Raw genomic sequence first — 23,446 nt, forward strand, 5'->3', positions numbered from 1 at the left:
CCTGCTCCCTGCTGCATGAGGCCACGCCGGTGACCAAGGGCGTCCGTTATGCATTCCTGCCGTTTCTCTTCGACGAGGCCGGCGAGGCCTTGCGCCAGAAAAACCTGCACCTCCTGGGTCCGGCTCCCGAACCTGGCGCGGCCGAGCCAGAGCCCTCCGCGCCCCCCGCGGGCGCGGGCGCCGACTGACCTTTTTCGGGGTTCCGGCCGGCGAGGCGAAGGCTTAGGAGGTGCGCCATGAACGGCCGGCGCCTTTCGTTGCACCTCACCGCGGCCCTGGCCCTCGTCGCGGGGACCGCCGCCGCCCGGCCGCTTTCCGTCGGCTTCTACCTGCCGTGGGACGCCGCCTCCACAGCATCGCTGGCCGCCCACGCCGGCGCGCTCGACGTCATCGCCCCCATGTCGGGCGCGCTCGACACCCCTCAGGGCCATGTGCGCTGGCAGCCCGACGCCGCCCGGACTGCGGCGCTGGCCGCAGCCCACAGCAAGCCCCGCGTCTTTCCGATCGTCTCCAACGCCCATGACGAAGTCTGGGACGCCGCCTCCGCTGACGGCGCCCTCTTGAATCCGCAAGCCGGCGACGCCTTCATCGCCGCCCTGCTCGCCGAGGCCAAGGCCCAGGACTACGACGGCTATATCCTCGATTTCGAGAACCTGAGCCCGGCTGGCATCCCGGCCTACGCCGCCCTGCTCACCCGCCTGCACGCCGCCCTGAAGCCGCTCGGGCTCGAGCTCTGGGTCACTGCCGGGGTCGCCGCCAACCCGGCCCTGATCCACGACCTGGCGGGCGCAACCGACGCCGTGGTCCTGATGGCCTACGACCAATGCTGGGCCACCGGCACGCCCGGCCCCATCGCCGGCCTCGACTGGCTGGAGACCAGCCTGGACTCCCAACGGACCGCGACTGACCCGGGCCACCTGATCGTGGCGCTAGGCGCCTATGGCTATGATTGGCCGACGGGCCGGACCGCCGCCGTGCTTTCCGCCGCTGACGCCGCCGCGCTCGCCAAGGCCAAGGGCCAGCCTGTCACGCGCACAGCGCCCGATGGAGATCCGCACTTTGCCTACGCCGCGCCCGACGGGACAGCACACAGCGTCTGGTGGCTGGACGCCCAGGCCTTCCGCGCCCAGCGCTCGGCGGTCGAGGCGCGCCATGCCCGCGGCGTCGCCATCTGGCGCCTCGGCCTCGAGGACCCGGCGATCTGGGCCAGGGCCGGCGCGTCGGCGCCCTTGCCGCCCGGCGCGGCGCAGCCCGCCTGCACTGCTCTCCCCAAGCATTGACAGGCGCCCCGCGGAACGCGGCATAAGCCACCATCCTTGGGGGAGAAGCATGCGCGCAGCCGTCGTCGCGATCCTGGCGCTCATGGCCCTGGCCGCGCCGGCGCAAGCCCAGTCGCCGGCCTACCGCTTCCTCCACAGCGACGACCCGGTCGCCGACGCCAACGCCTATCTGCTGACCCTGCTGGCCGCCGATCCGCAAGCTCGCGCGGCGCTGGCCGCCGACCCCGATCTGGCGGCCCTGCACGCGCGCCTGACCGAAGCTCGCGCCGCCGCGATCAAGGCCTGTCGCACGGCGTCCGCGTGCCCCGTCGACCAGTTGATGCTTTCCGACGCCGAAATCGCCGGGGCCGGCGACGCCTTGGCCCGCCTCGCCCAGCCCGGCGGGCCCTTGAACCGCCTGGTCCGCGACCAACTCCGCCCGTCCGGCCGCGCCCAGAAGAACGCCGCCCTGGACGACGCAGGCCTGATCCGCGTCGCCTGGGCGGACGCCGCCAAGGGTCTCAACCGTCTCTACCGGGTCTACGCCCTGGCCGAAAAGCCGCGCTACGCCGAGATCGACTCGATCTCCTACGCGCCGGGCGATCCCCACTTCCGCCAGATGCTGCGCGAGGCTCTGGAGGTCTCCGCCGACCATGAGACTCAGGCCCTCCCTTTCCATGCCTGGTCGGCCGTCGCCTTCGACCTTCTGGCGGTCAACCAGCGCGACGAAGCCGCCCGCTACGAACCGCTGGAGACCGGCGAGAACGCCGCGGCTTTCGCCCGCGCCCGCAAGACCGACTGGAGGGCCAAGCCCTACACCGCCATCGTCGTCCCCGGCATGGGGACCGAGGGCGCGGAGGTCCACGTCTCACCCGTCGGCGCCTTCCGCGACCGCCTGGCGGTAAAGCGCTGGCGGGAAGGCGTGGCCCCTTTCCTGATCGTTTCCGGCGGCCACGTGCATCCCAACAAGACACCCTTCGCCGAGGCCATCGAGATGAAGCACGACCTGATGGCGCACTACGGCGTCCCCGCCGACGCCATCGTCGTCGATCCCTATGCGCGGCACACCACCACCAACCTGCGCAACGCCACGCGCCTCTTGTTCCACATGGGCGCGCCGCTCGACCGCCCGGTGCTGATCACGACCTCAGAGGACCAGAGCCTCTCGATCGAGTTGCCCGCCTTCGCGGTGCGCAACACCGCCGAGCTCGGCTACCAGCCGATGACGGCCTACCGGCGCCTCTCGCCCTTCGACCTGGCCGCCACACCCAACATCGTTTCCCTGCAAGCCGACCCGCAGGACCCGCTCGACCCGTAACCGGGCGCCTCATTTGCGCGAATGAGAGCGTATAAGAACGCGAGCGCACCGTTCGGGGAGCCAGCCATGAAGACCGCCCTCATCGCCGTGGCCCTGACCACGCTGGCCGGCGCCGCGGCCGCCCAGCCCCTGGACCTGCGCCTGCCCGACCCCGCCGCGCCGACTTCGCCGCTGCCGGTCGCCGCCGAGGCGACCAAGCCCAGTCCGGACCTCGCCGACCCCCTGGATCCCCTCGCGCGCCCCGCGCTCCAGACCAAGACCTTGGACAGCGCCGTTTTCGCCAAGACCGCCGTCGAGACCAGACTCGCCGGCCGCTCCGACCTCACCGGCGGCTTCGGCTTCCTCTGCGGCCTCCAGCCTGGTCACAATGAGAGCGGCGGCGCCGCGGCTTACGGCGACGACCCGCACGGACGCTTCGTCGGCGCCAAGTTCAGCCTCGCCTTCTAAGGCGCCGCTTTACCGCGAGCTTTCGGCCCGCCATTACTCCCCGCTCAAGTCAGTTCGGGGGATAGCTTCCATGCACCGCAAATTCCTGGCCGCCGCGCTCGCTCTGGGCGTGGCTCATTCGGCGATGGCGCAGGGCGCGCCGCCCACGGAGCTTCGCCCCGATCAGGTTCGATTCCGCGCCCTCTACAAGGAGCTCGTGGAGACCAACACCTCGCTCAGCGTCGGGTCGTGCACCGAGGCGGCCGCCAAGATGGGCGCCCACCTGACCGCCGCCGGCTTTCCCGACAGCGACATCACCTACTTTTCGGTGCCCGACCACCCGAAGGAGGGCGGCGTCGTCGCCATCCTCCACGGCACGTCCAAGACCGCCAAGCCGATGCTGCTCCTGGGCCACCTGGACGTGGTCGAGGCCAAGCGCGCCGACTGGACCCGCGATCCCTTCACCTTCATCGAGGAGAACGGCTACTTCTACGGCCGCGGCACGTCGGACATGAAGGTGATCGACGCCACCTGGGTGGACATGCTGGTCCGCTTCAAGGAGAGCAAATACGTCCCCAAGCGCACCATCAAGCTGGCGCTGACCTGCGGGGAGGAGACGCTCGAAGCCTTCAACGGCGCGAGCTACCTGGCCACCCACAAGCGTGACCTGATCGACGCCGAGTTCGCCCTGAACGAGGGCGGCGGCGGCCGCGCCGACAAGGACGGCGCCGTCCAGTCCCAGGGCGTGCAGGTCGGCGAAAAGGTCGTCCAGCAGTTCCGCATGGAGACCACCAACGCCGGCGGCCACTCCTCCGTGCCGATCAAGGACAACGCCATCTACCAGTTGGCCCAGGGCCTGCTGAAGGTCCGCGACTACGACTTCCCGCTGCAGCTGAACGATGTCACCCGCGCCTTCTTCGCCAAGGCCGGCGCCGGGCGCACCGACGAGATGGGCAAGGCCATGGTCGCCATCTCCAAGGACCCCAACGACAAGGCCGCCGAGGCCGTGCTCAACAAGGACCGCGGCTTCCACTCCATGCTGCGTACCACCTGCGTCGCCACCCTGCTGGACGGCGGCCATGCCGAAAACGCCCTGCCCCAGCGCGCCGGCGCCAATATCAACTGCCGGATGTTCCCGGGTTCCAGCATGGAAGACACCAAGGCCAAGCTGGAAGCCGCCATCGGCGACCCCGGCGTCAAGCTGATCCCGCTGCAGCCGATCCGCGGAAAGTCCAATCCCGCGCCGCTCGATCCGAAGGTGATCGGCCCGATGGAGAAGGTTGCGGCGAAATACTATCCGGGCGCCCCGGTGATCCCGACCATGTCGACCGGCGCCAGCGACGCCCTCTATCTGATCCCGGTGGGCATCCCGACCTATGGCGTGCCTGGCTTCTACTCGGGTCCCGAAGGATCCGGCGCCCACGGCCTGAACGAGCACTCCTCGGTGAAGTCGGTCTATCTGGGCCGCGACTACCTCACCGACCTGGTGAAGACCCTGGCCGACGAGGGCTGAGGCCCTCGCGAGCCGCTAGACGAGATCGGGCGCCGGCGCTGCGTCGGGAGACGGCTCGAAGACCTGCAGGGCGGCGGGACGCGGCAGCGACTCGTCGCCCTTCAGGTGAGCCAGCAGATAGTTGACCGCCAGGACCATGTCCAAGGTGCTGTAGGGCTTTGGCAGGGAGCCGATCGCGACGGTGTCCGCCGACCTCGGCCGGTTGACCTGGCCGCTGATGTACAGCGTGGGGATGCCCAGCGCCTTGAGATCGCCGGCCAGCGCGATGCCGTCATCGTGGCCGTGCAGTTGGATGTTCACCAGCGCAAGGTCGGGCTTGTCGGCCCGGGCGGCGGCAAGCGCCTCCTGATGACGTCCTGTCAGGTCCAGCACGCGATAGCCCGCGTCTTCCAGCTCGTCGCGCAGCGCCATGGCCGGGAGGACGTCGTCCTCGACAATCAGCAGGGTCCTGCCGCGTTCGGTCGTTTTCGGGTCCATCAGTCAAATCCTCTCTGCAAGCTGCGCGGCGTCAGGCCGCCGGCTGAGCGACGGCCGCTGTGCCGTCGAGCGCACCGGCCCCGTCGACAACCAACGCGATCCGGGTGTGGGTGATGGAAATCCGCGTCCCAGGGTTCGCGGGTTCGGTGCCGACGATGGCCTCAAGTTGGGCGGCCAGGGCCTGGACGATGCTGGTGCCCAGCCCGGTCCGGATCAGCGTGGGGTCTCTGGGCATGCCGATGCCATTGTCAGTCACCGACAGGACCCAGTTGGGACCTCGAGACTCGAAGTCGACGACGATCTTGCCCGCGCGGCTGTTCGGAAAGGCGTGCTTCAGGGCGTTGATCACCAGTTCGGTGACGATCAGGCCCAGGCTCACCGAGGTTCGCGCCTCGACCAAGCCGCCTGAGCCCGTGACCTCCAGCGAGAGCTGATGCGGATCGGCGATCATGGAGGCGGTGATGCTGTCGCAGAGGCTTGTGAAATAGACCCGCAGTTCAACCTGCCCGTCGCCGGTCCCCGCCAGCTGCCGCTCGAGCTCCGCCACGGACATCACCCGATGGTGGGCGTCCTTGAGATGGCCGCGCGTCTCGTCGGACTGCGTGCGCTTGGCGTTCTGCAACAGGACGCTGGCGATGATCTGCAGGCTGTTGGCCACCCGGTGGCGCACCTCCTGCAGAAGGACGAGGTTTTGCCGCAGGGCTTCGTCCTTCAGTTTCGCGTCGGCGCGAGCCTTCGTCACATCGCTGACGGCCATCAGCAGCCGCAGGTTCTCCAGGTCGAGATAGACCAGTCGCTGCGCATGGATCACCAGGCGCCGGGGCTGTTCACCGGGCCGTATGAGATCCATTTCGTAGGCTTCGATCTTGGCGGCGCCGGACATGGTCGCATCGAGCAGCGACCGGAGTTGAGGCGTGTTCCACTCACCCGAGCCCAGGCTCGAAAACGATCGGCCGGGCGCGCTCGCCGCATCGATCCCGAAGGTGTCGGAAAACGACCCGCTCGCTGCGATGACCTTGAGCTCGCCATCGAGCAGCAGGAGGGGGCCTGGAGATGACGCCACCACAGCCATGGTCAGGCTGAGGGCCGCTTCTTCCGAGCAGGTGGGTGTCTGGGCAGCCATGGCTGACCCTTCTGGGGGAACTGGAGGCTCGCGAAGCGAAAGCCGTACCCAGATAGATTGTCCGGAAAAAAGTCGCCCGTGAGGGAACGGGCCCATACATGGCAACGCCCCTGCCAACCGTTGGTTGCACTGCAAAGCGCGCCGCAGCGACGATCAAAGACCTGCACAGGCCCGGACGATACGAACAAAGAGAAAGGCCCGGCGCGAGCCGGGCCTTGGGTCGTCCTAGCGGTGGCAGACCTTGTGGTGGTGATGCCAGTGGCAGACCATGTGATGATGACCATGGTCCGGATCGGCCTGGGCCATGGTGGCGGTCAGCGCGATCGCCAGGCTCAGGGCCACGACTATAGTTTTCATTGGGGTTTCCTCCAGGCAAAGCCTCTCCCCGGCCCGAAGGCCCGAAGGCTCGCGAACCTAACGCCGCAGAACGCCAGAGGTTCAGTGCAACCTAGGGCTCTTCCTGCTCGCCCTTCGGCTTCTGGAACTTGACCGGCATCGGGTCCTTGCCGCCCTCGGCGATGAACCGGTCGATCCTCGCGCGCAGCACCGGCAGCGGCACCGAGCCCGTGGACAGGACCGTGTCGTGGAAGGCGCGGATGTCGAACTTTGGCCCCAGCGCCTTTTCCGCCTTCGCCCGCACATCCACGATCGCCATCATGCCCAGGTAGTAGCTGAGCGCCTGACCCGGCCAGGAGATGTAGCGGTCTACTTCGATCTCGATGTCGTGGTCAGCGAGCGCGGTGTTGTCGTGCAAGTACTGGATGGCTTGAGCGCGGGTCCAGCCCTTGTGGTGCACGCCGGTGTCGACCACCAGCCGCGCGGCGCGCCACATCTGGAAGGTCAGCATGCCGAAGCGGTCGTAGGGGGTGTCGTACATCCCCATCTCGATCCCCAGCCGCTCGCAGTAGAGCGCCCAGCCCTCGCCGTAGGCCGAGATGTAGACGTTGCGCCGGAACGGCGGCAGCTGGTCCTGCTCCTCCGCCAGCCCGCCCTGCAGCGAATGGCCCGGCGCGCTCTCGTGCAGGGTGAGCGCCGTCAGGTTGTAGAGCGGCCGCGACGGCAGGTCATAGGTGTTGAGCAGGTAGGTCGTCGTGCCCCCGCGGGCCGAGGTGTAGAAGGGCGCGATGTCCGGCGCCACTGGCTCTATGCCGAAGCGGCTCCTCGGCAGCCAGCCGAAGTAGGCCGGCAGCTTGCCGTCGACACGCTTGGCGATCCAGGCGGCCCGGTTCAGGAGCTCCTGCGGGTCCTTCACATAGAACTGCGGGTCGGTGCGCAGAAAGGTCAGGAACGCCGGGAAGTCGCCCTTGAAGCCGGTCTCCTTCATCACCTCCAGCATCTGGGCGTGGATCTTGGCGACCTCGGAGAGACCCAGCTGGTGGATTTCCTCCGGATCCATGTCGAGCGTCGTGAACTCCTTGATTTGCGCTCGGTAGTAGGCCTTGCCGTCCGGGAGAGCCTCGGCCGCCAGGGTCTCGGTGGCGTGCGGGATGTACTCGGTGTCGAGGAACACGAGCAGCCTGGCGTAGGCCGGCATGACCGTGTGTTCGATCGTCGTCTTGGCCTCGGCCTTCAGCGCCGCCTGCTCCGCCGGGCTCACCGAGGCCGGCATGTGCTTGAAGGGCTTCCAGAACAGGGTGTGCTCGGCGTCCGGCGCCTGGCTGACGATCGAGACCGACTTGTCGCGGCCCACCAGCGTAGCCCGCGGCGAGGTGAAGCCCCGCGCCAGTCCAACCTTCATGTTCACCGTCTGGTCGTCGAACCAGCGCGGCACATCGCGCATCTGGCTGATCCAGTTCCGGTAGTCCTGGGCGGTGTGGAAGGTCCGGCTTGCGGTGAACCCGAGGTTCGACCAGAACTGGGAATCCGAATTGAACGGCTTCTCGTACTCGCGGAAATGCTGCTGGGCGACGCGGGTGGAAATCTGGTCCTTGTAGACCTCGTAGTTCACGGCCTCGTCGGGGGAGAGGTCCTTCTCGGCGACGCCATCGAGCTGATGCAGGACGTCGGTCCAATGGGCCAGCCTGCGCGCCTGGCTGGCGGCGTCCACCTTGCCCAGCTTGCCGGGAATGGCGGCGTTGTCGCCGCGCTCACCTGGGAACTCAGTCTTCCGCCAGGCCCATTCGGCCTTGTAGATCGCCTGGAACCTGGCGTCCGCCGGGCTCGGCGGCTTGGCCGCGTCCGCCCACGCCCCGCCAGCCATCATCGCCAGGCCGAGCGCCAGCCCCGCCGCAAGCCTTATCCGCATGTCACGCCCCCGGTTCTACGCCTCCCGACGTGCCCCACCCGGCGCGACCCGTCAAATGCCACCGCTCAGTGACCCCATCCCCAACCGCCGAATAGGCGCACGGCGGCCCAGATGATATTGCGGCGGATGACGTCGACGCCGCGGTTCTGCATGCCGTCGCGCAGCACGAAGTCGGCTTCCGACCGGTCGTACTGTTTCGTAACCCCCGGTTCGTGACCGGCCCAGATCACGCCGGTCCCCTCGGTGCGGTAGAGGAAGTCGTGGACCACTGCGGCCTTCACCCACGGCCCATCCGGCGGCAGCAGCGACCAGGCAAAGCGCGGGATCGAGGCCAGGTCGGTGACCGCGCCCGCCGGCACGGTGATGGTGTCGCCGCGGTTGCTGGGCTTGTAGGTGAGCGGCCGCTCCAGCGCCCAGAGGCTGCGTCCGCCGCGGATCGAGGGATGCTCCTTGTCATCCAGCAGCACCAGCACCAGCTTGCCGCCGAAGCGATCCACATAGCCGTCCTTCACAGGCGCCGGCGGCAGCGTCTCGTAGCGGCGGTCCAGCTCGGTCCCGGCCGGCGGCGCCCCGAGCCCGCCGGAGGCCGGCGGCCGCTCGAACTGCGGGATGATCGCCGGTCCGGGCTCGGCGGCAGGGTCTGCGGAGGGGGTCTGATCTTGCATTTCGCGGGCCTTGGCAGCGGAGGCGCACAGCAGGACGGCCACGGTGATCGCAAGGATCGGTCGGGTCGCGGCGCTCTCCCTAAGGGTGCAGCGCCCCGATGCTAGGCGCTTTGCGCGCATAACCAACCTCGCCGCCGAAGGGCCCGCGGGCCCTCACGCCCCTTCTTCGGCCACCGACGCCTTGAAGAGCACGAGCACCGCCGCCACGGCGCAGCCGGCGATGATGCCGGTGGTCAGGTCGCGGACCAGGGTGAGGCCGAAGGTGGCCAGCAGCACCGCCGCGGCGCGCCAGTCCCCCAGCAGCCGCCAGAATTCCTGCTTCTCCGCCATGCCCCAGCACACCGCCACCAGCACACCGGCCAGCGCCGACAGGAGCGCGTAGCTGGCCAGCGGCGCAGCGACCAGCATGAAGACCAGCAGGAGCAGCGCGTGCAGCATGCCCGCAATCGGGCTGCGTCCGCCGGCCCGCACATTGGTCGCCGTCCGCGCGATGGTCCCGGTCATTGCGATGCCCCCGAACAGGGCCGAGGCCATGCTGGCGATCCCCTGGCCGACCAGCTCCATGTTTGAGCGGCGCCGCCGCGCAGGCCATCAACTCAGGTTCAGTGCGTAAGCCGTGGTCCCCGTCCGCGGCTTTGTCCGGACAGGAATTTCCTGTCACAGCGACACGAATTGCGCTTTGGGCTAGGCTTCTGATCCTGCGTTTGCCCGACCGAGGCTCAAGATGACCGTCAAGTTGAAGAAGAGCGAAACGCTCGAGATCCGCCTGCCCTACCCGACGAAGCTGGCCTTCATGGCCCGCTGCCGCGGCGAAGGGCGCTCGGCGAGCGAGGCCGTGCGGCGGTTCATCGACGGCGAGATCGACGGCGAAAAGGCCTCCCGCGCGCATCGCGGCGACCGCCTGATCCTGGGCGTGCTCGCCGCCGCGGCCATGGGGGCTGTCGCCCTGCCCTCCCTCGCGCACCCCAGCCTGCGCGCCGAGTTCGACCGCCTGACTCAGGGCGGCGACGCCCTCACCGCCGCCGACTTCCAGCGCCTGGACACGAACCACGACGGCAAGATCAGCTACGCCGAATTCCGCGCCGCCCAGGAACGCTGATCCTCATTTCACCCGCTGCAGGAACCGGCTGAAGTCGACGTTGAACCAGGTCCAGGGCTTCAGGATCGAGGCGTCGCGCCAGGACAGCATGACGATCTGGGCCTTGCCGACGACGTTCTCGGCCGGGGCGAAGCCGACGCCGACTTCCATCGGCCAACGGCTGTCCAGGGAATTGTCGCGGTTGTCGCCCATGTAGAAGTACTTCCCCTCCGGCACGACATAGACGTCGGTGTTGTCGGCCTCTCCGTCCGGGGCTCCGCCGAAGGTGACATAGCGCTTGCCGTTCGGCGCGGTCTCCACCACCCGCGGCACGATGCGGGAGGGATCGTCATGATCCTTCGCAGGGCCAAGGTACTGGTGAGGGATGGGCTTGCCGTTCACGAAGACGACGCCCTTCGCCACCTGCACGCGGTCGCCCGGCAGGCCGATCAACCGCTTGATGTACACCTCGCCGTCTGGGTTGCGCGGCAGGCGGAACACCACCACGTCGCCGCGCTCCGGGTCGCGGCCGAATATCCGTTTCCCCTGCATCCACGGGAACAGGTTCAGGTTGAACGGGATCGACGCGCGGCTGAAGCCATAGGACCACTTGGAAATCACGATGTAGTCGCCGGTCACCAGGCCCGGCTCCATCGACGACGTGGGAATGGTGAAGGGCTCGAAGATCACCACCCGCAACACCGTGGCGAACACCAGGGCCACGCCCACGGTCTTGAACATCTCGATCGCTTCGCGCCTGAAGCCGTCCGCTCGGGTTTCGGGCGCGGTCACATCCTGGGCCGCCATGGGCTGAGGCTCTCATCGCAACGTCGGCCCGTCGCGGCCGGCGGCTCTCGTCTGAACGCCCGGCGCATGAGGCTCAACCGCAACCCTGTGGGGACAGTCCACGGTCTTGTCTGGACAGCGCTCGACAGGCCCGCGCCGGGCGGCGATCCTTGAGGTTATGAGCGAGACGATCACACCGATGCCGCCGGGCCTTCTCGACGCCGCCGCCGCCTGGCGGGCCGCTGACATCGTCGGCCAGGAATGGGTCGTGCGCCTCACCGGCGCCGAGGTCGCGGAGGTCGGAGCCGCCGCGCGCCGCCTGGCCGCCGACGCCGCCGATCTCAGCAGCGTCCGCGCCAGGAACTTCCCGCTGCCGATCCTGGCGCCGCGCCTGGCCGCCATGCTCCGCGATCAGGTGCTCGAGGGCCGCGGCTTCGCCGTGCTGCGCGGCCTGGACCCTGCCCGCCTCAGCCGCCGCGAGACCGCTGCGGCGTTCCTCGGCGTCGGCGCGCACCTGGGCGCCTTCCGGCCGCAGAACGCCAAGGGCCACATCCTGGGGCATGTGAAGGACCTGGGCCGCTCCGGGGACGATCCTACCGCGCGCCTCTACCAGACCCATGAACGGCAGACCTATCACACCGACAGCTGCGACGTGGTCGGGCTGATGTGCCTGATGCCCGCCAAGGCCGGCGGCCGCTCCAGCCTGGTGAGTTCGGTCACCCTCTACAACGAGATTCGCCAGCGCCGCCCCGACCTGGCCGCCGTTCTGTTCGAGCCTATCGAGACCGATCGGCGCGGCGAGGTCGGGCCGGGCGAAGACCCCTGGTTCACGATCCCCGTCTTCAACTGGCATGCGGGCCACTTCGCCGGGATCTACCAGCGTCAATACATCGAGAGCGCCCGGCGCTTCGCTGGCGTGGCGCCGCTCACGCCCGCCCAGGTCGAGGCGCTGGACCTGCTCGACGCGCTCGCCGAGGATCCCGCACTGCACATCGAGCTCGATTTCCTGCCCGGCGACATCCAGCTGGTGAACAACCACGTCCTGTTCCACGACCGCACCGCTTTCCAGGACTGGCCCGAGCCGGAGCGCCGCCGTCACCTCCTGCGCCTTTGGCTCGCCCCTCCTGACGCCCAACCCCTGCCGCCGGTCTTCGCCGAGCGGTTCGGCACGGTGACGGCCAGCGAGCGCGGCGGGGTGAGTGTCCCGCGCGACCGCTGGATCGCCCCGCTCGAGGCGGAATAGGCCTCAGGGCTTCCGCGACGCCAGGTAGGCCACGACGTCGGTGATCTCGGCGCCGCCGAGGCCCCTGGCCGGCGCCTGCATCACAGTCACGGCCGGCCCCTGGCGCGCGCCCGTCTTGATGTCCCAAAGCATGCGCGCCAGGTAGGTCGCCGAGCGCCCCGCCAGCGGCGGGACATCGCCCGCGCCCTTCAGCTCCGGCCCATGGCACGCCGCGCAGGGCTGGCCGCCCTTGCCGCCGCTCTTCACCAGGGCCTCCCCACGGGCGACGGCGCCTGGCGGCACATAGTCCACCAACCCGATGTGCGCGTCGCCGAGATAGAGCGTCGGCATGTCCTCCGAGACCTCGATGATCCGCCCCTTGATCGGCTCCGTCCCGCCGTTCGGAACCGGCTCCAGCCAGCCGAACGAGAAGGCCTTGGTGACCGGCACGGTGTCGGTCTCGACCACCCGCACGAAGGGCGTCCGCGGCAACGCCGCGAAATAGGCCGCCGCCTGGGCCAGTTCGGGATCGCTGACCTTGTCGGCGACCTTGGCCATCTCCTCAACGTCATGACGGTCGTGCTGCGCTGACGCCCGGCGGCCGGCCCGGAATTCCTGCACCTGCTGGATGATGTAGGGCGCACTCAAGCCGGCCAGGTCCGCCGCCGAAATGAAGCCGCGGCCATTGTAGAGGTGGCACTCCGCGCAGGGGGTCGGACCGCCCTCCCGCTGATGCGCGACGACCGGCGGCGGCGCGGGATGCTCGTCCGGGAACCAGTCGACCGGGTTCTTGTCGTCGGCCACCTGGGCGTTGGTGAAGCTCAAGGCGCTGCCCGGAACATGGATCGGGTCCGGCGGCGTCGGCGGCTGCGGCTCCGTCTTGCTCTGCGGATAGGCCCAGCTCATCAGCGTCGCGCCCGGTTCGCGCTTCGGCCCGCAGCCGGTCAGAGACAGGCCTGCGGCCAACAGGATCGCGACGGCGGCCCACGTTCGCATGCTTGGGATCTCTTGAGACTCGCGGACGGGCCGCGCCCCAAGCTAGGCCCTAGGCGCGCGCCCACAACTGCACATTATTGACGATGCGGCGCGGCCGCCGCGGCACGCAAAATCCCTCGCCTCACCCGACGTCCGATCGCCTATGCTCAGCGCAAACGCCAGGGGAGCCGACGCCATGACCAGCCTTGTCACCACCCATGACGCGGGCCACGTCCGCACCATCACGCTGAACCGCGCCGACAAGAAGAATGCCTTGAGCCAGGCGCTGGCCTGGGGGATCATCGAGGCGGTCGACAAGGCCGCGCAGGACGACAACGTCTGGGTAGTCGCCATCACCGGCAGCGGCGACGCCTTCTGCGCGGGTCTCGACCTGTCGCCGGGCGCAGAGCCCTATTCGCCCATGACGCCGATGACCACCCAGCTCGACGACATCGGCTGGGTGGGCAACTTCCTGCTGGCGATCCGCAAGCGCTGCGACAAGCCGGTGGTGGGCGGCGTCAATGGCGTGGCGGTGGGCGCTGGGCTCGGCCTGGCCATGGCCGCCGACGTCCGCCTGATCGCCAGGAGCGCGCGGCTGATGGCCGGCTACACCCGCATCGGCGGCTCGCCGGACGCGGGCTTAACCGTCACCCTGCCGCAGGCCATGGGCTACGAGAAAGCCATGCGCTTCATGATGGAGAACCGCACCCTGGTCGGCGACGAGGCGGTGGCCTGGGGCATGGCCGGCGAGGCGGTCGATGACGACAAATTCTCCGCGCGGCTGGCCGAATATTGCCAGTCGCTCTGCGACTGGTCGCCGATCACGCTGCGACTCCTGAAGCGCGGCATGGTCCGTTCCACCGAGGCCGTCGAGATGGAGTCCCAGCTGCGCTACGAGGTCTCCAACATCCGCAAGGCCTTCAGCAGCGAGGATGGCCAGGAGGCGCGCCGCGCCTTCCTCGAAAAGCGCAAACCGGCGTTCCAGGGACGCTAGAGGCCCGCAAGCAAACGCGCGGCGGAACCACTTTCCGGACCGGGGATTGGGGCTTCAAACCCCCTCTCTGGAGAGACCCTGCCATGGCCACCGCCGCGAAACTTGACGCCATCGCCCTCTTGAAGGCCGATCACCGCAAAGTCGAGGACCTGTTCGACAAGTTCGAAGCCGCCAAGGGCGACGACCGCCGGCGCGCGCTGGCAGAACAGATCTGCATGGAACTGACCATCCACACGCGGATCGAGGAGGACATCTTCTATCCGGCCTGCGAGGGCGCGGTGGACGAGGACCTCCTGCGGGAAGCCTATGTCGAGCACGACGGCGCCAAGGTGCTGATCGCAGAGATCGAGGCCGGCGGTCCCGATGACAAATTCTACGAGGCCAAGGTCAAGGTGCTCTCCGAAGAGATCGAGCACCACGTCGAGGAAGAGGAAAAGCGCGTCGAGGGAATGTTCTCCCAGGCGCGCAAGGCCGGGCTCGATATGGATGCGCTGGGCGCGAAGATGGCTGCGGAAAAGGAACGGCTGATGACCACCTACCAGGCCTCGGGCCTGCCCCGGCCCGAAGCCCCGACGCTGCACGGCACGAGCCTGGCTTGAAGTGGCCCGCGCCGCGCGCAACCCCTGGATCGGCATCGGCTTTGACGCCTGGCGGCTGGGGCTGGAAGCCTCGGCCGTCATCGGCCTTCGTACGATGCTGATCGTTCAGGGCGGCCCGCGCGCCCGGGCGGAGAGCGAACGTATGGTGAGCGAGAAGATCGCCGCCGGCCTCTCGCTGGGCGCGATGGCCATGTCGGGGCGCCTTGGCGCCACCCCGGCGAGCGCGTCGGCCCGCACCCTGGCCCACTACCGCCGCAAGGTCAGCGCCAACCGACGCCGCCTGGCCAAGGCCTAAAGCCCCGCCAGGATCACCTTCGAAGAAAAAGGCCCGGCGTTTCTGCCGGGCCTTTTCCAACTCGTCTCGGACGTCGGGCCTACTTGCCGCCCGCCGTCGGGGTCGCCGCAGCGGCCGGCTTGGCTTCCGCCTGCTGGCGACGATGGCCCATCATCATCTTCTGAGCCGCGGCCAGTTCCGTCTTGTCGATGAAGCCGTCGTGGTTGGCGTCGATCGTGTCCCATTGCGCCAGCAGCATCTTGCCGATCTGGCCCTTGAGCTCGGACTTCTGGAGCTTGCCGTCGATGTTCGAGTCCAGCATGCCCATCAGCGCGCTGGCGTTCAGGCTTTCGTCGTAGTTCACCAGGTGAACTGAAGTCTCGTCCATCCAGCGATAGCGGATGCGCGTGAAGAACATTTCCTCCCAGGACTGGTCGCCCCAGACCACTTCCTTCGACGGGTCGGGGTTATGCGGATTGCGCTTGGAGTTGTCGTAGACGTAGTGCGCGATCAGCTTCGAACCCGCCGGCACCTTGATCGGCTCGGCGAAGGTGTAGTGGCGCTGCCAGTTGAACTCGTAGTGTGGAAGCGCCAGCAGCAGCTTTTCCTTGCCGTCCGGATAGCGAATCCACAGGTCCGACGACGCCCCGCGATAGTGCGCGTGCGGGAAGGCCGAATAGAGCAGCGCGTCCTTCGGGAACTCCAGATAGGCGACTTCTTGGTGGTGTCCGTCGTTCGGCGGCAGCACGATCGCGTTGTTCACGATCTGGGAGTTGTGCATCACCAGGTCGGGTTTCTCGTTATCCTTGTAGAAGTAGAGCGCGATCTGCGTGGTGTCGGTCTGTTCCTTGCCGAAGGGCGTGTAGTGGGTCTGGAAGCCAATGCCGCCGCCGGCGGGGATGTAGGTGCCGGCGTCCTTCGGCGCGATCTCGCTCTCGGCGCCGACCGCATAGCTGCCGACCGAGGCGCCCCACTTGTTCTCGAACGCCTGCTCGCCGGCCTTCGGCGGGTCGGCGATGAAGCCGGTCAGCACATGGTGCACGCCCTGGCGGGCCGTGACCTTGATGGTCGAAGCCCTCAGCCACTTGCCCTCGGTCAGCGGGTTGACGATCCAGGGATGCTGGTATTCGACCACGCCCGAGGCGGGAATGGTGAAAGCCGGCACGCTCAGGATCACATCCGGCTTGCCCAGTGGCCACTCGGCGGCGACCAGGTGCTTGGCGCCCAGGGGATCGGGCCCTTCGCCGCGCGGCGAGCCCTCTTCCACCCAGTGCACCAGGGTCTTGATCTCGTCGGAGGTCAGACGCTTGTCGTCGGAGAACTTGCCCACGTGCGGGTCCGCGCCATAGGGCGGCATGCGGTTGGTGCGGATCACCTCGCGGATCATCGGCGCGAAGCCCTTGGCCATGTTGTAGTTGGTCATGGCGAAGGGGCCGATGCCGCCTTCTTCGTGGCACGCCACGCACTTGGCTTCCAGGATCGGGGCCACGTCCTTGACGTAGGTGACCTGCGGCTTGGAGTCCCGCGCCGGGAAGGCGATCGCCGCGCCCGTAACCGGGGCGCTGGCCACCGCCACCGGCTGGCCGGCGGTCAGCGCGTCGAGCGCCTTGGCCGCGCCGGCGATGCCGCCGCGATAGGCCACGGTCCAGGTCTTCGGATCGACGACGAACACTTCCGCCGAGCGGGTGACGCCCAGGCTCTCCCCGACGATCTGGGTCGAATCCATCAGCACCGGCGCGGTGTAGCCGGCCTTGACCGCCTCGGCCGCGATCGCGTCGCGGTCGGCGTTGGCCGTCGAGTTCAGCATCATGACCTCGACGCCCTTGCCGGCGTAGGATGCCTGCAGGCTCTTGAGGTCGCCGGCCATGCCGCGCACCGCCGCGTCGCCGTTGGCTTGCGTCACGATCACCACCGCCTTGGCGTCGGCCAGGCGATAGAGTTCGTGGCCCTGCAGTTGCTGGGCGTCGGCCAGGGTGAAGTTGTCGACCCGCGCCGGCGTGGTCGCCGCAACATTGCCGCCGGAGGCGAGCGCGCTGGGCGCCGGCCCGGCCGTGCAGCCAAAGAGCAGTAGCGTGCTCGCCGCGGCGCCGAACATGGCCAGTTTGACGGACGTCATGAGTTATCCCCCGCTATTCGCGTGATTTGGGCCAGAGATGCGCCTGTCGAACCGCGTTCCACAAGGGGCAAATGTGTCGCGTCGCGTGAGGAATCCGTAATCTTTACTTCGGCGTCACCCGCCACAGTGCGCCGGGATTGGCGTCCTCGATCATCCACAATGCGCCGTCGGGAGCCACCTCCACGTCGCGGATACGATGGCCGACGCTCCAGCGCTCGGCCGACTTGGCGGTCGCGCCGGTGATGACGATGCGGTTCAGCGTCTTGCTGCCCAGGCCGCTGACGAGGGCCGAGCCCTTCCACTGCGGGAACATCTTGCCGTTGTAGAAGATCAGGTTCCCCACATCGATGACCGGCGTCCAGTAGAGCACCGGTTCGGTGAGGTCGGGCCGCGTCGCCGGGCTGGGGATCGGCACGCCGTTGTAGTTGGTCGCGTAGGAAGCGAGCGGCCAGCCGTAGTTCTTGCCGGGCTCGATCAGGTTCAGCTCGTCGCCGCCGCGCGGGCCCATCTCGGCCTCCCACAGCTTGCCGTCGGGAGCGAAGGCCAGGCCGTAGGGCGTGCGGTGGCCGGACGTCCAAGTCTCGGCCGGCGTCAGGTTCGGCCCGGGGAAGGCGTAGGTCCGCACCACCGGGGCGGCCTTGGCCTTTTCGGTGTCAGCGGGCGGGTCGATCACTGGCACGGTCGCCGCACCGGTCTTGCCCGCCATGGGATTGCCCGGCGCCGGCCTGCCGTCGAGGGTCAGGCGCAGGATCTTGCCCAGCGGCTGGTTGGGATCCTGGGCCGGCGTCATGCGCTGTCGGTCGCCGGACGTCAGGAACAGATATTTGCCATCGGGCGAAAAGGCCACCTGGGCTCCGAACTGCCCGCCCTTGCCCCGCTCGCCGTCGCGCCAGATGACCTTCAGGTCGTCCAGGCTGGCGGCGCCGGGCTTGATCGTCAGTTTCGCTCGCGCGAGTGCAAGGCTGGAGCCGCCTGGCTCGCCGGGCTCCGAATAGGTGATGTAGACGAGGTGGTCGCTGGCGTAGTGGGGCGACAGGAAGACGCCCAGCATGCCGCCCTGTCCCTGGGCCAGCACCGTCGGAACATTGGCGACCGGCGCCTTCTCGCCCGTCTGGGTGACCAGCCAGATCGGACCGACCTTCTCGGTGATCAGCATCCGCCCGTCGGGCAGGAAGGCGATACGCCAGGGCAGGTTGAAGCTCGCCACCTGGGTCATGGCGAACGGCAGGCTGGCCTCGGGCGCCTGGGTCCCGATGTTGGTCTGTGCGTAGGCGCTCGTCGAAACCAGGGCCGCAAGCACGGCGGCTTTCCCAAGATGCATACTCGATCCTCTACCTAGGTCGGCGGGCGGATACGCCGCCCGATCAGGACTTCTAGCCCATCCACCAGTCGGCGCGACAGGGCGTGACCAGAACCGGGCTCCGCGGCCTCATGGGCCATCGACAGCGACGCGACCCCGCGCCCGAAGGCCCACAACGCCAGGGCGCCGTCCTCGGTTGCCTGGGTGGGCGCGCCGTCGGCGATACCCGCCGCGAAGGTTGCGAAGGCGCGGCGTTCGGCTTCCCGCGCCACCTCGAACCCCGCCAGGATCCGCTCGGAATACATCACCTTGTAAAGCATGGGCTGCTCGCGGATGAACCGCAGGTAGGCCCCGCCGCACGACCGGATCGGCTCACGGCCGAGGCCGTCGTTGCGCGCCGCGGTCACCGCCGCCTCCAGCCGCCCGAACCCCTCGGCGGCCACCTCGGCCAGCAGCGCGTCCTTGCTCTTGAAATAGTAGTAGAGGCTGGAGACCCCGGTGCCGATGGTCTCGGCGATGTCGCGCAGGTTGACGTGGTCCGGTCCGCGCTGGCCCACCATCTCGATGGCGACGTCGAGCGCACGGGTCTTCAGCGTCTGGACGGACATCCCGCCGCTGATCGCTCCGGCGCTCATCGCCGCCTGGCTGTCCGTCACGGCTGCGCCCCCGTCGCCGCCCCCGTCGTGTCGAACCGCTTGAAGAAGCTGTCGGCCTTCCAGACCGGCCGCGCCTTGGCGTCCGCGACGCGGGTCAGCAGCGCCAGCAGATAGGCGTCGAAATCGTCCGCCGACTTGAGGTCCACAGGCTGGCTCAGGTCGTCCTGCGGCGAGTGATAGCGGTAGGTGTTCCAGTCCTTGTCCATCTGCGCCTCGGGTGAGCCGGGCAGGCCCTCGATCTTCAGCGCCACCGACGGCACCCCGGTCTTGATGAAACTGTACTGGTCGGAGCGCACAAAGATGTTTCGGTCGGGCGCCGGGTCCGGAAGCGTGTCGTACCCCCTGGCCTTGGCGACCTCGCGCGCCATGTCCCCCAGCGTGCTTTCGCCCTCGCCCAGCACCAAAAGGTGTTTCAGCGGGAACAGCGGCAGGAACTCGTCCATGTTGATGTCGGCCACGATCGCCGCCTTCGGCACCGTCGGATGCTCGGCGAAGGCCTTGGAGCCCAGAAGGCCCTTCTCCTCACCCGCGATCGCCACGAAGACGATGGAGCGTTTCAGCTTGTGGCCCTTGAGCCCCTTGGCGGTCTCGATCATCGCGGCCACGCCCGCGGCGTTGTCCATCGCCCCGTGATAGACCTTGTCGCCCTTGATCGGCTCGCCGACGCCCAGGTGATCCAGGTGGGCCGAGACCACCACGTACTGAGCTTTCAGCTTGGGGTCGGTCCCCGGCAGGACGCCCACCACGTTGGGCGATGAAATCTCATGGGTCTCGGTGACCACCTCGGCCTTCACGCCCTGGTTCAGGGGGAACCTGGGTAGCGGCTTGTGGGCGTCGGCCAGCGCCAGCAGCTCAGCGAAGCTGTGCCCTGATTTGGCGAACAGCACCTCGGCCTTTTCCGGGTTCAGCGAGGCGCTGAACACCGGCCGGTGGTAGACCTGCAGCGCAGGCTCCGCCAACCGCATCCCCGGCTGGCTCGACAGAGCGATCAGCCGCGGCCAGGGGATGTCCATGGCCTTGGGATTCTGCACGCGGATCACGCCAAGCGCGCCCGCCGCCTCCAGCGCCTTGGGGAATTCCGTCGACGACGCGTGCGACTTCAGCGCGGCCGAGAGCGTGTCGGGCCCGCCGCCGATGACCACCACCACCTTGCCCTTCAGGTCCTGGCCGGCGAAGTCGTCATAGCCTTGCTCCGGCAGGTGCAGGCCATAGCCGATGAACACCAGGGGCGCGGTCACCGTCTTCGGCTGCTCGTCGCGCGCGCCCAGCGTCACGTCCGGCCCTACCGCCAGCGGGATCGTCCTGCCGCCATCTGTCAGGGCGACGGAGGAGTGCGCGGCGTCGACGTGCTCTTCCAGGTACCTCACCGCCTGGAAGTAGGAGCCCTTATCGCCGCCCGGCTTCAGCCCCGCGGCCTTGAACTGGCCGGCCACATAGTGCGCGGCCTTGTAGTAGCCGGGACTGCCGGTCAGCCGCCCCTCATAGGCGTTGGACGCCAATACCTTGATGTGCCCCCACCAGGCGCTGGTCGCGTTGGTGGGAGCCGCGGCCAAGGCCGAGACTGGAAGCGCCGCGAGGGCGGCGGCGAAGAGGATCGAGCGCACGGGTCATCCTTTGCGTATGGCGTAAGGCGACCCTAGCAAGCTTTGCCGCCCTGCCTAGGCGGCCGCGACGTCATCCTCAGCTCTTCCACCCGCATTGCTGGCCTTTGTTCTGCACGGTCAGCCAGGCGTTGAGCGGGGCGAAGTAGTCGGCGATGGCGCTGGCGTCGATGTCCTTCTCGCCGGTGAAGGCCTCCAGGGCCTCCGGCCAGGGCTTCGATTGGCCCATGGCCAGCAGCTTGTTGAACTTCGCACCGACGGCCTTGTCGCCATAGACCGAGCAGCGGTTCAGCGGCCCCTTCCAGCCGGCCTGCCGGCAGGCGGCGCGGTAGAACTGATACTCGTAGATCCGCGCCAGGAAGTAGCGGGCGTATGGCACCGAGGTGGCGATGTGGTTCTTCGCGCCGGGATCGAAGGCGTCGGCGGGCCTGGGTCCCGGCGGGACCATGCCCTGGTACTGCAGCACCAGCGCCCACCAAGCGTCGTTGTAGTGCTCTGGCGTCACCTGGCCGGAGAACACCTCCCAGCGCCACTTGTCGACCAGGAGGCCGAACGGCAGGAAGGCGATCCCGTCCATCGCCTGGCGCAGCAGATAGGGGATGTCGGCGTCCGGCCCCGGCACGGTGTCGATCAGGCCGAGCTGCTTCAGATAGCCGGGGGTCAGGGCGTTCAGGCCCGCGAAGTCGCCGATCGCCTCGTGGAAGCCGTCGTTGGCGCCGTTCTCGAACAGGAACGGCTGCGGTGCATAGGCCCGCTGATAGAGATTGTGGCCGAGCTCGTGGTGAACGGTGAAGAAGTCGTCCGCGTTGACGTGGATGCACGCCTTCAGCCGGATGTCGTCCTTGTTGTCCACGTCCCAGGCCGAGGCGTGGCACTGCACCTCGCGGTCGCGCGGCCGGGTGATCAACGAGCGGTCCCAGAAGGTCTTGGGCCAGGGATCGAAACCCAGCGAGATGTAGAAATTCTCCGCCGTCTTGACCATTTTCGGCGCGTCATAGCCGTGCGCCACCAGCTGCTGGGTCAGGTCGTAGCCCATGCCCGGACTGTTGGCCGGCGCCACCACGTCATAGATGTTGCCCCACTCCTGGGCCCACATGTTGCCGAGAAGGTCGGCGCGGATCGGACCGGTCCTCGGCTGCACGACGTCGCCGTACTTGGCGTTGAGGCGCGTACGCACATAGCAGTGCAGGTTGGTGTAGAACGGCTCGACTTGGCCCCAGAGCTTGTCGCTCAGCGCGGCGAACTGGTCCGGCGTCATGTCATAGCCTGCCCGCCATAGCGCGCCGGTGTCCTTGAAGCCGATGCCGCGCGAACCCTCGTTGGCCAGCGCCGTCAGCTTCGCATAGTCGGCCTTCATCGGCGGCGAGACGCGCCGCCACTTCTCCCAGATCTCCTTGGCCTTGGCCGGGTCGCGGGTCTTGGCCAGCTCGTCCTCGAGGTCCTCCAGGTGCAGCGTCTTGCCGTCGATGGTGACGGCGCCCGTGGCGTAGAGCGTCCCCATCCTCGCTTCGATGTCGCCCATCTCCTTGGCCGCGCCGGGCCGGTCGGGCGAGGGCAGCACCAGTCCGATCTTCAGCAACAGCAGCTTGCGCCGGGTGACGTCGTCGACCTTCACATGGTCGAAGCGCGCCGCCTGCTTGGCGTAGCGGGTCGCCATCTCGGTCTGCTCAGCGCCCGCCTTGGCGGTGAGGTCGCTGGTGTCGGAGGTGATGTCGGTCTCGTAGACCCACTCGGCCTTGTTGGCGTAGACGCTCACCTCCGCCAGGTCCTTCTCCGCCTTGGCCACGAAGGCCCTGGCCTCGGCCGGCGTCGGCGCCGACATGGGCGGGGCCGGCGCGCCGACAGAGGATCCGGCCAGCAGCGTCACGGCCGTGACCGACAGTAGAAGATGTCTCATGGAAGGCTCCCCCGGGAGCCGGCTCAGCGCCGCCTCCCGGAGCGCACTCGATCCGCGCGCGGTGGCGACGTCAAGCCGCCTCAGAACTGCGCGTGCAGCCGCACCGCGGCGATCGACACCGGCCCGCGGTCGCGGTTGTAGGCCGGGTGGTTCACCGCCTGATAGTCCAGGCTGACGTGCGCCGGCCCATAGGCCGCGAAGTCGTAATAGGTCTCGAGAATCTGCTCGGCCCCAGGGTGCGGCAGCCGCCCGTCGCCGATCAGGATGCCCAGCCCGCCGTCCTCCAGGTAGCGCGCATGGGCCGAGGAGATGCCATTGACCACCGCCGCCAGCCCGACGGTGTCGTCCTTGCGCCCCCACTTCGCGCCTTTGAGCGACAGGCCCACGGCCGCCGTGCGATCGATGTCGGCGAACTCGTAGGGCTCCACGTCGCCCCCGGCGACGCCGGCGCGGGCGAAGACGCCGAGGTCTTCGGCGACCTCCTGCTGCAGGTTGACGCTGACGCCGGTGCGGCTGCGGTAGTGGCGGACCGCAGCGGTGTCGGGCGCCTCGCCGGTCGCCTGGGCCAGCGCCACGGCGTCGTCGAATGTCCCCATCCGCCCGCGGCTCACGAAGCCGGTGATCTTCACCGCGCCCTTGTGTCCGGCGATCTCATGGCGCTCTTCGACTTCGCCGATCATCTGGAACTGGCTGAAGTCGTACTCCAGGTGCTCGCTGTTCGGGACCTTCGACAGGTTGAACACCCCGCTGCGCAGGGTCCAGCGGCCCACATACCATTCCGCCGCCGCGCCCACCGTATAGCCCCAGGCGTCGGCGGCGTAGTCGAACGTCCCGGTGTCGATCAGCGCCCAGTTCAGGAAATCCCCGCGCGGGTCGTGGGCATAGGCATTGGCGTCGAAGATATCGGGCACCCCGATCTTGC

General features: G+C 68.4%; 23 protein-coding genes and 1 pseudogene. 10 read left to right on the plus strand and 14 right to left on the minus strand.

From position 1 onward, the window contains the following. The 5 genes and pseudogenes from E8A12_RS10610 to E8A12_RS10630 all read left to right on the plus strand — a co-directional run. Nucleotides 1-188 (plus strand): annotated as a pseudogene (locus E8A12_RS10610) (hypothetical protein); the annotation flags it as partial. 48 nt (nt 189-236) lie between these two features. Then, on the plus strand, nt 237-1,280 hold the full coding sequence (locus E8A12_RS10615) for a glycosyl hydrolase family 18 protein (protein WP_293368430.1): 1,044 nt from the start codon (nt 237-239) through the stop codon (nt 1,278-1,280). 49 nt (nt 1,281-1,329) lie between these two features. After that, the gene (locus tag E8A12_RS10620) at nt 1,330-2,577 is read left to right on the plus strand and encodes a YdcF family protein (RefSeq protein WP_293368432.1); all 1,248 of its coding nucleotides are present in this window, start codon (nt 1,330-1,332) and stop codon (nt 2,575-2,577) included. A gap of 66 nt (nt 2,578-2,643) precedes the next feature. Further along, nucleotides 2,644-3,024 (plus strand): hypothetical protein, encoded by a 381-nt coding sequence (locus tag E8A12_RS10625; protein WP_293368434.1) that lies wholly within the window; start codon nt 2,644-2,646, stop codon nt 3,022-3,024. A gap of 70 nt (nt 3,025-3,094) precedes the next feature. Further along, nucleotides 3,095-4,516 (plus strand): M20/M25/M40 family metallo-hydrolase, encoded by a 1,422-nt coding sequence (locus E8A12_RS10630; protein WP_293368436.1) that lies wholly within the window; start codon nt 3,095-3,097, stop codon nt 4,514-4,516. Between the two features lie 15 nt (nt 4,517-4,531). Here the strand turns inward: E8A12_RS10630 and E8A12_RS10635 are convergent, their stop codons facing one another. From E8A12_RS10635 to E8A12_RS10660, 6 genes are all read right to left on the minus strand, one after another. Further along, nucleotides 4,532-4,993, minus strand: a complete 462-nt coding sequence (locus E8A12_RS10635; protein WP_293368438.1) for a response regulator — start codon at nt 4,991-4,993, stop codon at nt 4,532-4,534. A gap of 31 nt (nt 4,994-5,024) precedes the next feature. Next, nucleotides 5,025-6,116 carry a histidine kinase dimerization/phosphoacceptor domain -containing protein gene (locus E8A12_RS10640; protein ID WP_293368440.1) on the minus strand — a complete coding sequence of 364 codons (1,092 nt, stop codon included), beginning with the start codon at nt 6,114-6,116 and terminating at the stop codon, nt 5,025-5,027. Between the two features lie 225 nt (nt 6,117-6,341). After that, nucleotides 6,342-6,473, minus strand: coding sequence for a hypothetical protein (locus E8A12_RS10645; RefSeq protein WP_293368442.1), 132 nt, complete (start codon nt 6,471-6,473; stop codon nt 6,342-6,344). Nucleotides 6,474-6,564: 91 nt separating this feature from the next. Beyond that, complete coding sequence (locus E8A12_RS10650) at nt 6,565-8,361, minus strand: DUF885 family protein (RefSeq protein ID WP_293368444.1); 1,797 nt, start codon at nt 8,359-8,361, stop codon at nt 6,565-6,567. A gap of 65 nt (nt 8,362-8,426) precedes the next feature. Beyond that, nucleotides 8,427-9,026 carry a DUF1353 domain-containing protein gene (locus tag E8A12_RS10655; protein ID WP_293368446.1) on the minus strand — a complete coding sequence of 200 codons (600 nt, stop codon included), beginning with the start codon at nt 9,024-9,026 and terminating at the stop codon, nt 8,427-8,429. A gap of 153 nt (nt 9,027-9,179) precedes the next feature. Next, nucleotides 9,180-9,590 carry a SulP family inorganic anion transporter gene (locus E8A12_RS10660; protein ID WP_293368448.1) on the minus strand — a complete coding sequence of 137 codons (411 nt, stop codon included), beginning with the start codon at nt 9,588-9,590 and terminating at the stop codon, nt 9,180-9,182. Between the two features lie 160 nt (nt 9,591-9,750). Between E8A12_RS10660 and E8A12_RS10665 the strand changes: the two genes are divergently transcribed. Beyond that, nucleotides 9,751-10,125 carry an EF-hand domain-containing protein gene (locus E8A12_RS10665; protein ID WP_293368450.1) on the plus strand — a complete coding sequence of 125 codons (375 nt, stop codon included), beginning with the start codon at nt 9,751-9,753 and terminating at the stop codon, nt 10,123-10,125. Nucleotides 10,126-10,128: 3 nt separating this feature from the next. Here the strand turns inward: E8A12_RS10665 and lepB are convergent, their stop codons facing one another. Continuing rightward, complete coding sequence (lepB, locus tag E8A12_RS10670) at nt 10,129-10,911, minus strand: signal peptidase I (protein WP_293368452.1); 783 nt, start codon at nt 10,909-10,911, stop codon at nt 10,129-10,131. A gap of 157 nt (nt 10,912-11,068) precedes the next feature. Here lepB and E8A12_RS10675 point away from each other — a divergent pair, with 157 nt between their 5' ends. After that, nucleotides 11,069-12,133, plus strand: coding sequence for a TauD/TfdA family dioxygenase (locus E8A12_RS10675; RefSeq protein WP_293368454.1), 1,065 nt, complete (start codon nt 11,069-11,071; stop codon nt 12,131-12,133). A 3-nt stretch (nt 12,134-12,136) separates the two neighbouring features. On the opposite strand, the gene E8A12_RS10680 is transcribed toward E8A12_RS10675, so the two are convergent. After that, nucleotides 12,137-13,108, minus strand: a complete 972-nt coding sequence (locus tag E8A12_RS10680) for a c-type cytochrome (RefSeq protein ID WP_293368456.1) — start codon at nt 13,106-13,108, stop codon at nt 12,137-12,139. A 175-nt stretch (nt 13,109-13,283) separates the two neighbouring features. Between E8A12_RS10680 and E8A12_RS10685 the strand changes: the two genes are divergently transcribed. From E8A12_RS10685 to E8A12_RS10695, 3 genes are all read left to right on the plus strand, one after another. Then, complete coding sequence (locus tag E8A12_RS10685; RefSeq protein WP_293368458.1) at nt 13,284-14,081, plus strand: enoyl-CoA hydratase/isomerase family protein; 798 nt, start codon at nt 13,284-13,286, stop codon at nt 14,079-14,081. 83 nt (nt 14,082-14,164) lie between these two features. Next, complete coding sequence (locus E8A12_RS10690) at nt 14,165-14,680, plus strand: hemerythrin domain-containing protein (RefSeq protein ID WP_293368460.1); 516 nt, start codon at nt 14,165-14,167, stop codon at nt 14,678-14,680. 1 nt (nt 14,681) lies between these two features. After that, complete coding sequence (locus tag E8A12_RS10695; protein ID WP_293368462.1) at nt 14,682-14,975, plus strand: hypothetical protein; 294 nt, start codon at nt 14,682-14,684, stop codon at nt 14,973-14,975. 79 nt (nt 14,976-15,054) lie between these two features. Here E8A12_RS10695 and E8A12_RS10700 read toward each other — a convergent pair whose 3' ends face one another. The 6 genes from E8A12_RS10700 to E8A12_RS10725 form a co-directional block, all read right to left on the minus strand. Further along, nucleotides 15,055-17,070 (minus strand): hypothetical protein, encoded by a 2,016-nt coding sequence (locus E8A12_RS10700; protein ID WP_293368463.1) that lies wholly within the window; start codon nt 17,068-17,070, stop codon nt 15,055-15,057. 103 nt (nt 17,071-17,173) lie between these two features. Further along, nucleotides 17,174-18,391, minus strand: coding sequence for a PQQ-dependent sugar dehydrogenase (locus E8A12_RS10705; protein ID WP_293368465.1), 1,218 nt, complete (start codon nt 18,389-18,391; stop codon nt 17,174-17,176). 14 nt (nt 18,392-18,405) lie between these two features. After that, complete coding sequence (locus E8A12_RS10710; protein WP_293368467.1) at nt 18,406-19,026, minus strand: TetR/AcrR family transcriptional regulator; 621 nt, start codon at nt 19,024-19,026, stop codon at nt 18,406-18,408. Continuing rightward, nucleotides 19,023-20,630 carry a M20/M25/M40 family metallo-hydrolase gene (locus E8A12_RS10715; protein ID WP_293368469.1) on the minus strand — a complete coding sequence of 536 codons (1,608 nt, stop codon included), beginning with the start codon at nt 20,628-20,630 and terminating at the stop codon, nt 19,023-19,025. The genes E8A12_RS10710 and E8A12_RS10715 overlap by 4 nt, the downstream gene beginning before the upstream one ends. A gap of 76 nt (nt 20,631-20,706) precedes the next feature. Beyond that, on the minus strand, nt 20,707-22,524 hold the full coding sequence (locus tag E8A12_RS10720) for a M2 family metallopeptidase (protein ID WP_293368471.1): 1,818 nt from the start codon (nt 22,522-22,524) through the stop codon (nt 20,707-20,709). Between the two features lie 80 nt (nt 22,525-22,604). Further along, the coding region (locus E8A12_RS10725) for a carbohydrate porin (protein ID WP_293368473.1) at nt 22,605-23,446 on the minus strand (842 nt) is incomplete at its 5' end.

It is taken from the genome of Phenylobacterium sp. (assembly GCF_004799395.1).
GTDB lineage: Bacteria > Pseudomonadota > Alphaproteobacteria > Caulobacterales > Caulobacteraceae > Phenylobacterium.